The following is an 8,162-nucleotide window of genomic DNA, read 5'->3' as shown; positions in this document are numbered from 1 at the left end:
GCACAAGATCTGGAACTGCATGTTTACCAACGAGAAGCCGGGCGGCCACGGCGAGCGCTCGGTCGCCATCGGCACCATCGACATGGCGGTGTGGGACGCCGTCGCCAAGATCGAGGGCAAGCCGCTGTTCCAGCTGCTGGCCGACCGTTACGGCAACGGCACGCCGGACCGCAAGATCTTCGTCTACGCCGCCGGCGGCTACTACTATCCGGGCCAGAGCCACGACAAGCTGAAAGATGAAATGCGCAGCTACATCGACCGCGGCTACACGGTGGTGAAGAAAAAAATCGGCGGAGCCTCGCTCGACGAAGATTTGCGCCGCATCGATTCGGTCCTCAGCGTGCTGCAGGACGGCCAGAAGCTGGCGGTCGACGCCAACGGCCGTTTCGATCTCGATACCGCCGTCACCTACGCCAAGGCGCTGTCGCAGTACGACTTGTTCTGGTACGAGGAACCGGGCGACCCGCTCGACTTCGAGCTCCAGGCTACGCTGCGCAACTACTACAAAAATCCCACGGCCACCGGCGAGGATCTGTTCTCGATGCAGGATGCGCGCAACCTGATACGCTACGGCGGCATGCGCTCGGACCGCGACTGGCTGCAATTCGATTGCGCGCTCAGTTACGGCCTGGTCGAATATCTGCGCACGCTCGACATGCTGCGCGAGCATGGCTGGTCACCGGAACGCTGCATCCCGCACGGCGGCCACCAGATGTCGCTCAACATCGCCGCCGGCCTGGGACTGGGCGGCAATGAATCCTACCCCGACCTGTTCCAGCCTTTCGGCGGCTTCCCCGACGGCGTGAAGGTCGACAACGGCTACATCACGATGCCGGATTTGCCGGGCATAGGCTTCGAGGGCAAGGCCGATCTGTATAGCGAAATGAAGAAGCTGGCGTATTAAAATCCGGCGCACCGAAGCGGCCACCAAGAGCCGCGTCGCCACCGTAGAAAATCATCGCGCCGGTCGCTCCGGCAGGAGACAATGATGAGTACTCAAGTCCATCCACGCTTTAAAAAAATCGCCTCCAGCCTGTATTTCCAGGTGCTGGTGGGGATCGTCGCCGGCATCGCGCTGGGCCACTTCTACCCCACCATCGGCGTTGAACTCAAGCCGCTCGGCGACCTGTTCATCAAATTGATACGCATGCTGCTGGCGCCCATCATCTTCGCGTCCGTGGTGGTCGGCACGGCGCGCATGGGCAATATCCACGAGGCGGGCCGTGTCGGCCTCAAGGCGATTTTGTATTTCGAAGTGCTGTCCACGCTCGCGCTGGTGGTCGGCATGGTCGTCGTCAACGTCGTCAAGCCCGGCGTCGGCATGAACATCGACGCCAGCACCATCGACACCTCGTCCATCTCCAACTACACCACGGCGGCCCAGCACCACAGCTTCATCGAGTTCGTGATGAACATCGTGCCCAACAGCGTGGTGGGCGCGTTCGCGCAAGGCGAGATGCTGCAGATTATTCTGTTCTCCGTGCTGTTCGCGGTGGCGCTGACGAAGATGGGCGAGCGCGTCGCGCCGCTGGTCAATATACTCGACCAGTTCCTGCACGGGATGTTCGGCGTGGTCCGCATCGTCATGTACCTGGCGCCGATAGGCGCCTTCGGCGCGGTGGCGTTCACGATCGCGCGCTACGGCATCGGCACGCTGGCCTCGTTCGGGCAGTTGATGGGCGCCGTCTATCTCACTTGTTTGCTGTTCGTGGTGCTCATCCTCGGCGCCGTGATGAAGCTGTGCCGCGTGTCGCTGTGGGGCTTCCTCAAATACATCAAGGATGAAATCCTCATCACCTTCGGCACCGCGTCGACCGAGGCGGTGCTGCCGCAGATGCTGCTGAAGATGGAAGCGATGGGCTGCCAGAAATCGGTGGTCGGGCTGGTGCTCCCCACCGGCTACACCTTCAACGCCGACGGCACCGCGATCTATCTGACGATGGCCGCCATCTTCGTGGCGCAGGCCACCAATGTCGACCTGACGCTGTGGGATCAGCTGGTGATACTGGGCGTGATGCTGCTCACCTCCAAGGGTTCGGCCGGCGTGGCCGGCGCCGGCTTCGTGGCGCTGGCGGCGACGCTGTCGTCGATGCACAAGATTCCGGTCTCGGGACTGGTGCTGCTGCTCGGCGTGGACCTCCTGCTCAACGAGGCGCGCGCCGTCACCAACTTGATCGGCAACGGCGTCGCCACCATCGCCATCGCGCGCTGGGAAGGCGTGCTCGATGAGCGCAAGATGAAGCTGGCGTTCGCCGGCGCGGCGCAGGCGGCGCTGGAGCAGGACCGTCCCGCAGTGGCACCCGCGCCGATGCCGGAGCGCTCCCACGCCGGCTAGCGTTGCAGCATGGCGCGGTACTGGCGCGGCGTGACGCCGACGGTGGCGTGAAACTGGCGCGTGAAGGCACTGTGGTCGCCGTAGCCGCAGGCTTGCGCGATATCGGCCACGCTGGCGTCGCCGGCCAGCAGGCGCGAGGCGGCGTCGAGCCGGGTCTTGATGATCATCTGGCGCGGCGTGATGTGGAAGATGCGCAAAAAGTAGCGCTCGATCTGCGCCACCGACATGCTGGCCAGCCGCGCCAGTTCGTGCAGCGGCAAGGGCTGGTCGTAATGCTCGTGGATCAGCCGCACGGCCGCCGCCACCTTGCGGTAGGCCGGATTTTTTTTGTCGGCCATCGCCAGGTCGCGCGAGATGCCGGTCAGGCCGACGATGGCGCCGGCGCCGGCGCCGTCGCGCAGCGCGGTCTTGCGGGTCAGGCACCAGCCGGGATCGCGGTTCGGGTAGAGGTGCAGCTCCAGCTGGTCTTCGATGGCGGCGCCGGCCAGCACCGCCAGGTCCTGCGCCAGATAGGTCTGACCGAACGGCGGAGCGAACACCTCGGCCGGCGTGCGGCCCAGCAGCGCCGCCTTGTCGCGCAGGCCGCAGCGCTGCACCAACGTCTGGTTCACCACCACGTAGCGGCCCTGCCCATCCTTGACGAAAAAGACCACGTCCGGCAGCGCGTCGAACAGCGGCTCGCTGAAGAAGACGTCGGCGATGGCGCCGCCCAGCGCGGCGCGCGCATGGTCGGCCGGCGGCGGGAGCGTGGTCGGTTTCATCAATTGTGCAGATTTCGTCATCGGCGATGCCTGGCTTGTGCAAGACAGTGTAGCGCAGGCGGCCTACCATCTGCCATATGAAAACCATCTCCATCATCGATTCCCACACCGGCGGCGAGCCTACCCGCCTGGTCGTCGACGGCGGCCCCGAACTGGGCGCCGGTCCGCTGCGCGAGCGGCTCGATGCGCTGCGCCGCGACCACGACCACTTCCGCAGCGCCGTCGTCTGCGAGCCGCGCGGCTCGGACGTGCTGGTCGGCGCCCTGCTGTGCGAGCCGCACGAAGCCGATTGTGCGGCGGGCGTCATCTTCTTCAACAACGTCGGCTACCTCGGCATGTGCGGCCACGGCACCATCGGCCTGATCGTCTCGCTGGCGCACATGGGCCGCATAGGCGCCGGCCGGCACCGCATCGATACGCCGGTCGGCGTGGTCGAAGCCGAGCTGCATGAAGACGGCAGCGTGACGGTCGATAACGTGGCCGCCCACCGCAGCCGCGCCGGCGTGACGGTCGACGTGGCCGGACATGGCCCGGTCAGCGGCGACGTGGCCTGGGGCGGCAACTGGTTTTTCCTGGCAGAGAACCACGGCCTGGAACTGCGCACCGAAAATATCGACGCGCTGACCGCCCTCGCCGTCGGCATCGGCGCCGCGCTGGAACGCGACGGCATCGGTGGCGACGGCGGCGCGACTATCGACCACATCGAACTGTTCGCGCCCTCGCGCACCGGCGCCGACAGCCAGAGCTTCGTACTCTGTCCCGGCAAGGCCTACGACCGTTCGCCGTGCGGCACCGGCACCAGCGCCAAGCTGGCCTGCCTGGCCGCCGACGGCAAGCTGGCCGAGGGCGCGCTGTGGCGCCAGGAGAGCATCATCGGCAGCGTGTTCGAGGCGTCGTACCGCCACCGCGACGGCCGGCTGATACCGAGCATACGCGGCCAGGCCTGGGTCAACGCGGAGGCGAAACTGATACTCGATGATCGCGATCCCTTCATGTGGGGCATACGATGATGACCGTGCGGGCGCCGCGCCAGCCTATCGACGTCATCGTCATCGGCGCCGGCATCATCGGCACCGCGTGCGCCGAGGCGCTGGCGGCGCGCGGCCGGCGCGTGACCGTGATCGAGCACGATACCGTCGGCGGCGGCGCGACGGCGGCCGGCATGGGACATCTGGTCGTGATGGACGATAACGCGGCCGAACTGGCGCTATCGAGCTACTCGCTCGGCCTGTGGAAAGAGCTGGTCGGCGACGCGCCGCAGCGCCACGAGTACAGCCGCTGCGGCACGATCTGGGTCGCGGCCGACGAAGAGGAAAGAGCGGCGGCCGCCGCCAAGGCCGAGCTGCTGCATGCGCACGGGCTGGCGTGCGAACTGCTCGACGCGGCCGCGCTGTATCGGCGCGAGCCGCAGCTGCGGCCCGGCCTCGCCGGCGGCTTGCTGGTGCGCGGCGATGGCCTTGTGTATCCGCCCAAGAACGCGCGCATCCTGCTCGAACGCGCCCACCGCGACGGCGCGCTGCTGATGCGGGGACGGGTGCGCGCCATCGAGGACCACGGCGTGCTGCTGGAAGACGGCACGCGCCTGCAGGCGGCGCACGTGGTGCTGGCGGCCGGCGCGGCGTCGGCGGCGCTGCTGCCGCAGCTGCCGCTGCAGGCGAAGAAGGGCCACGTCATCATCACCGACCGCTATCCCGGCTTCATCCAGCACCAGCTGGTGGAACTGGGCTACATCAAAAGCGCGCACGCGGCCAGCGGCGATTCGGTCGCCTTCAATTTGCAGCCGCGGCCGACCGGACAAATCCTGATCGGCTCCTCGCGCCAGTTCGACAGCACCGATACCGCCGTCGAACCGGCGATGATGGCGCGCATGCTGAAACACGCCATCGGCTACGCGCCGGCACTGGCGCAGCTCAACGTGCTGCGCTGCTGGACCGGTCTGCGCGCGGCCACGCCGGACGGCCTGCCGCTGATCGGCCCCTGCGCGGCGCGGCGCGGCCTGTGGCTGGCGACCGGCCACGAGGGCCTCGGCATCACGACTTCGCTCGCCACCGCGCAGCTGCTGGCGGCGCAGATCGTCGGCGAGAACGCGGCGATCGCGCATGACCCGTATCTGCCGGCGCGCTTTGCGCAACTGCGCGCGGCGCCGGAAGCGCCGCTTCACCACGGCGCGCGGGCGGCAAGCGGCACGCCGGCGGACGACGTGCAACTGTCCGCCAGCGCCGGCATGGCGCTGCTGTGACTCCGCTCACCATCACCCTCACCGTCGACGCGCGCAGCGTCAGCGTCGCCGCCAGCAGCAGCGTGGCGGCGGCGATCGCGGTGGCGGGCAGCGTGGCGACGCGGCGCTCGACCAGCGGCCAGTGGCGCGGTCCCTTGTGCGGCATGGGCGTGTGCCAGGAATGCCGGGTCGACATCGACGGCCGCCCGCACCAGCTGTCCTGCCAGACCTTGTGCGCCGACGGCATGCGGGTGCGGACCGCGCCGCAGCCGCCCAAGGTTCAGCCATGACGCGGCGCTTCGATGTGCTGGTGGTCGGCGCCGGGCCGGCCGGGCTGGCGGCGGCGCAAGCGGCGGCGACGCACGGCATGCACGTCGGCGTGGTCGACGACAATCCGCTGGCCGGCGGCCAGATATGGCGCGGCGGTCCGCAGCGCCAGGCCGACGCGCGCGCGCGGACCTTGTGGGCGCAATTGAGCGCGATGGATAACGTGAGCTTTATTCAGCAGGGCCGCGTGCTGTACGCGCCGGCGCCCGGAACGCTGCTGGTGCAGACGCCGGATGCGGCGCTGACCTTGCATTACGGCCGCCTGATCCTGGCGACCGGCGCGCGCGAACTGCTGCTGCCCTTCCCCGGCTGGACGCTGCCCGGCGTGACCGGCGCCGGCGGCTTGCAGGCGCTGGTCAAGGGCGGCTATCCGGTGGCGGGCAAGCGCGTGGTGGTGGCCGGCTCCGGTCCGCTGCTGCTGGCGGTGGCGGCCACGCTCAGGCAAGCCAGCGCGCAGGTGGTCGCCATCGCCGAGCAGGCGCCCTTGCGGCGGCTGGCGCGCTTTGGCGCCGGCCTGTTCGCCACGCCGTCGAAGCTGAAGCAAGCGATGCTGCTGGCGCGCCAGTTGCGCGGCGTGCCGTATCACGCGAACAGCTATGTCGTGTCGGCGCATGGCGACGCGGCGGAGCAGTCGGTGCGGTCGGTGCGGTCGGTGCGGTTGCGGCGCGGCGGCAAAGTGGAAAGCATCGCCTGCGATTTCCTGGCCTGCGGTTTCGGGCTGCTGCCGAACGTGGAACTGGCACAGGCCCTGGGCTGCGCGCTGGAACGGGACGCGGTGCGGGTCGATGATTTGCAGGCGACGTCGGTGGACGGAATTTACTGCGCCGGCGAAGGCAGCGGTATCGGCGGCGTCGACCTGGCGCTGGCGGAGGGACGCATCGCCGGCCTGGCCGCGGCGGGCAAGACCTCGCTGGCGCAGGCCGCGATTGAACAACGCGGACGCTGGCGCGGCTTCGCACTGTCGCTGGCGCGCGCGTTCGCGCTGCGGCCGCAATTGCGCGCGCTGGCCGATGACGACACCATCGTCTGCCGCTGCGAAGACGTCACCCACGGCGAGCTGCGGCCGCACGATGGCTGGCGCAGCGCCAAGTTGCAGACCCGTTGCGGCATGGGTCCGTGCCAGGGCCGCGTGTGCGGCGCCGCGACAGCCGTGCTGTATGGATGGCGGCCCGACGCCGTGCGCGTGCCGATCGTGCCGGCGCGGGCCGGCAGCATCGCGGCCGGATGAATCGATCGTTTCACACTTCAAGGAGAGCAGCATGGCGACAGCAAAATGGGCCGGGGTCTTCCCGGCCGTGACGACCAAGTTCAAGGAAAACGAGGATCTCGATTTCGCGGAAATGGAGCGCCACTTCGCGTTCCAGATCGACGGCGGCGTGCATGCGCTGCTCACCTGCGGCTCGCTCGGCGAGGCCAGCACGCTGTCCTTCGACGAGAAGCTGGCCGTCGCCAGGACCGCGCTCGATGTCGCGGGCGGGCGCGTGCCGGTGCTGGTCAACGTCAGCGAAACGCGCACGCTCGACGCCTGCCGCTTCGCCGCCAGGGCGCACGAGATGGGCGTGCAGGGTTTGATGGTGATGCCGTCGGTGCTGTACGCGGCCGACGCGCGCGAGGCCAAGGATAATCTACGCACCATCGCGCAGGCGGCGCAGCTGCCGATCATGGTCTATAACAATCCGGTGTCGTACAAGGTCGACCTGCTGCCGGATGATTTCCGCGACCTGGCCGATTGCGAGTGGATCGTGGCGATCAAGGAGTCGAGCGACAACGTGCGCCGCATCACCGACTTGCGCAACGCGGTCGGCGAACGCTATCAGCTGTTCATGGGCGTCGACGATTTGTCGTTCGAGGGTCTGGCGGTGGGCGCCGACGGCCTGCTGGCCGGGCTGGTGGTGGCGTTTCCGAAGGAGACGGTGGCGCTGTACACATTGATGAAGTCCGGCCGCTGGGCCGAGGCGCTCAAGCTGTATCAATGGTTCATGCCGCTGCTGCACCTGGACGTTTCGAACAAGCTGGTTCAAAACCTCAAGCTGGTCGAGACGCTGGCCGGCGTCGGCAACGAATTCGTGCGCCGTCCGCGCCAGCCGCTGCAAGGCGCCGAGCGCGAACGCGTGACGAAGATCGTGCAGCAGGCGCTGGCCACGCGGCCCGATGTGAGCCGCCTGTTCTGAGCGCGGCGCCGGCAGGCGCTTACACCTTGGTGCTGACGACGTTGCCCGCCGATGGCGCGTTCTGCAAATTCTGCGACAGCGTTTGCAGGAACTGCGGCAGCGAGGCGCCGCTGCCGGACTGGCCCTTGGCGGCCAGCAGATTATTGAAGCTGGTCTGCAAATCGCTCAGCGCGGTCGAGCTGGCGCCGGTGCTGCCGGTGGCGTCGGTGGTGCTGCTGCCGTCGGTGGTGCTGGTGTTGCCGCCGTCGGTGCTGGCGCCCACTTGCTGCGCCAGCGCCGCCAGGCCGCTGGAAATTTTACCGCCGCCGCCACCGCCGCCGTGATGGTGGTGATGGCCGCCGGCCGGCGCC

8 protein-coding genes and 1 pseudogene are annotated in these 8,162 nt (G+C 68.3%); 7 read left to right on the top strand and 2 right to left on the bottom strand.

Annotated elements, in window-relative coordinates:
- Both Q0S71_RS26870 and dctA read left to right on the top strand, forming a co-directional pair.
- The coding region (locus tag Q0S71_RS26870) for an enolase C-terminal domain-like protein (RefSeq protein ID WP_296002685.1) at window positions 1–904 on the top strand (904 nt) is incomplete at its 5' end.
- 84 nt (window positions 905–988) lie between these two features.
- Complete coding sequence (gene dctA / locus Q0S71_RS26865) at window positions 989–2,335, top strand: C4-dicarboxylate transporter DctA (RefSeq protein WP_296002683.1); 1,347 nt, start codon at window positions 989–991, stop codon at window positions 2,333–2,335.
- Here dctA and Q0S71_RS26860 read toward each other — a convergent pair.
- Window positions 2,332–3,117 carry an AraC family transcriptional regulator gene (locus Q0S71_RS26860; protein WP_296002681.1) on the bottom strand — a complete coding sequence of 262 codons (786 nt, stop codon included), beginning with the start codon at window positions 3,115–3,117 and terminating at the stop codon, window positions 2,332–2,334. The genes dctA and Q0S71_RS26860 overlap by 4 nt on opposite strands.
- A gap of 56 nt (window positions 3,118–3,173) precedes the next feature.
- On the opposite strand from Q0S71_RS26860, the gene Q0S71_RS26855 reads away from it, so the two are divergent.
- The 5 genes from Q0S71_RS26855 to Q0S71_RS26835 are packed head-to-tail and all read left to right on the top strand — an operon-like array spanning window position 3,174 to window position 7,812.
- The gene (locus Q0S71_RS26855; RefSeq protein WP_296002679.1) at window positions 3,174–4,106 is read left to right on the top strand and encodes a 4-hydroxyproline epimerase; all 933 of its coding nucleotides are present in this window, start codon (window positions 3,174–3,176) and stop codon (window positions 4,104–4,106) included.
- Window positions 4,106–5,335: an FAD-binding oxidoreductase gene (locus tag Q0S71_RS26850; RefSeq protein WP_296002688.1), complete on the top strand. Its 1,230-nt coding sequence runs from the start codon at window positions 4,106–4,108 to the stop codon at window positions 5,333–5,335. Before Q0S71_RS26855 ends, Q0S71_RS26850 begins: the two co-directional genes overlap by 1 nt.
- Complete coding sequence (locus Q0S71_RS26845) at window positions 5,332–5,604, top strand: 2Fe-2S iron-sulfur cluster-binding protein (RefSeq protein WP_296002675.1); 273 nt, start codon at window positions 5,332–5,334, stop codon at window positions 5,602–5,604. Before Q0S71_RS26850 ends, Q0S71_RS26845 begins: the two co-directional genes overlap by 4 nt.
- Window positions 5,601–6,869, top strand: a complete 1,269-nt coding sequence (locus Q0S71_RS26840) for an FAD/NAD(P)-binding oxidoreductase (RefSeq protein ID WP_296002672.1) — start codon at window positions 5,601–5,603, stop codon at window positions 6,867–6,869. Before Q0S71_RS26845 ends, Q0S71_RS26840 begins: the two co-directional genes overlap by 4 nt.
- A gap of 31 nt (window positions 6,870–6,900) precedes the next feature.
- Window positions 6,901–7,812, top strand: a complete 912-nt coding sequence (locus tag Q0S71_RS26835) for a dihydrodipicolinate synthase family protein (RefSeq protein WP_296002669.1) — start codon at window positions 6,901–6,903, stop codon at window positions 7,810–7,812.
- 19 nt (window positions 7,813–7,831) lie between these two features.
- On the opposite strand, the pseudogene Q0S71_RS26830 reads toward Q0S71_RS26835, so the two are convergent.
- A pseudogene (locus tag Q0S71_RS26830) lies at window positions 7,832–8,162 on the bottom strand (hypothetical protein); the annotation flags it as partial.

The sequence above is a fragment of the Rugamonas sp. genome, from assembly GCF_025354735.1.
Classification (GTDB): Bacteria; Pseudomonadota; Gammaproteobacteria; order Burkholderiales; family Burkholderiaceae_D; genus Rugamonas.
The sequence above is the reverse complement of the archived record's forward strand: the minus strand, read 5'-3'. Positions and strand labels throughout refer to the sequence as shown.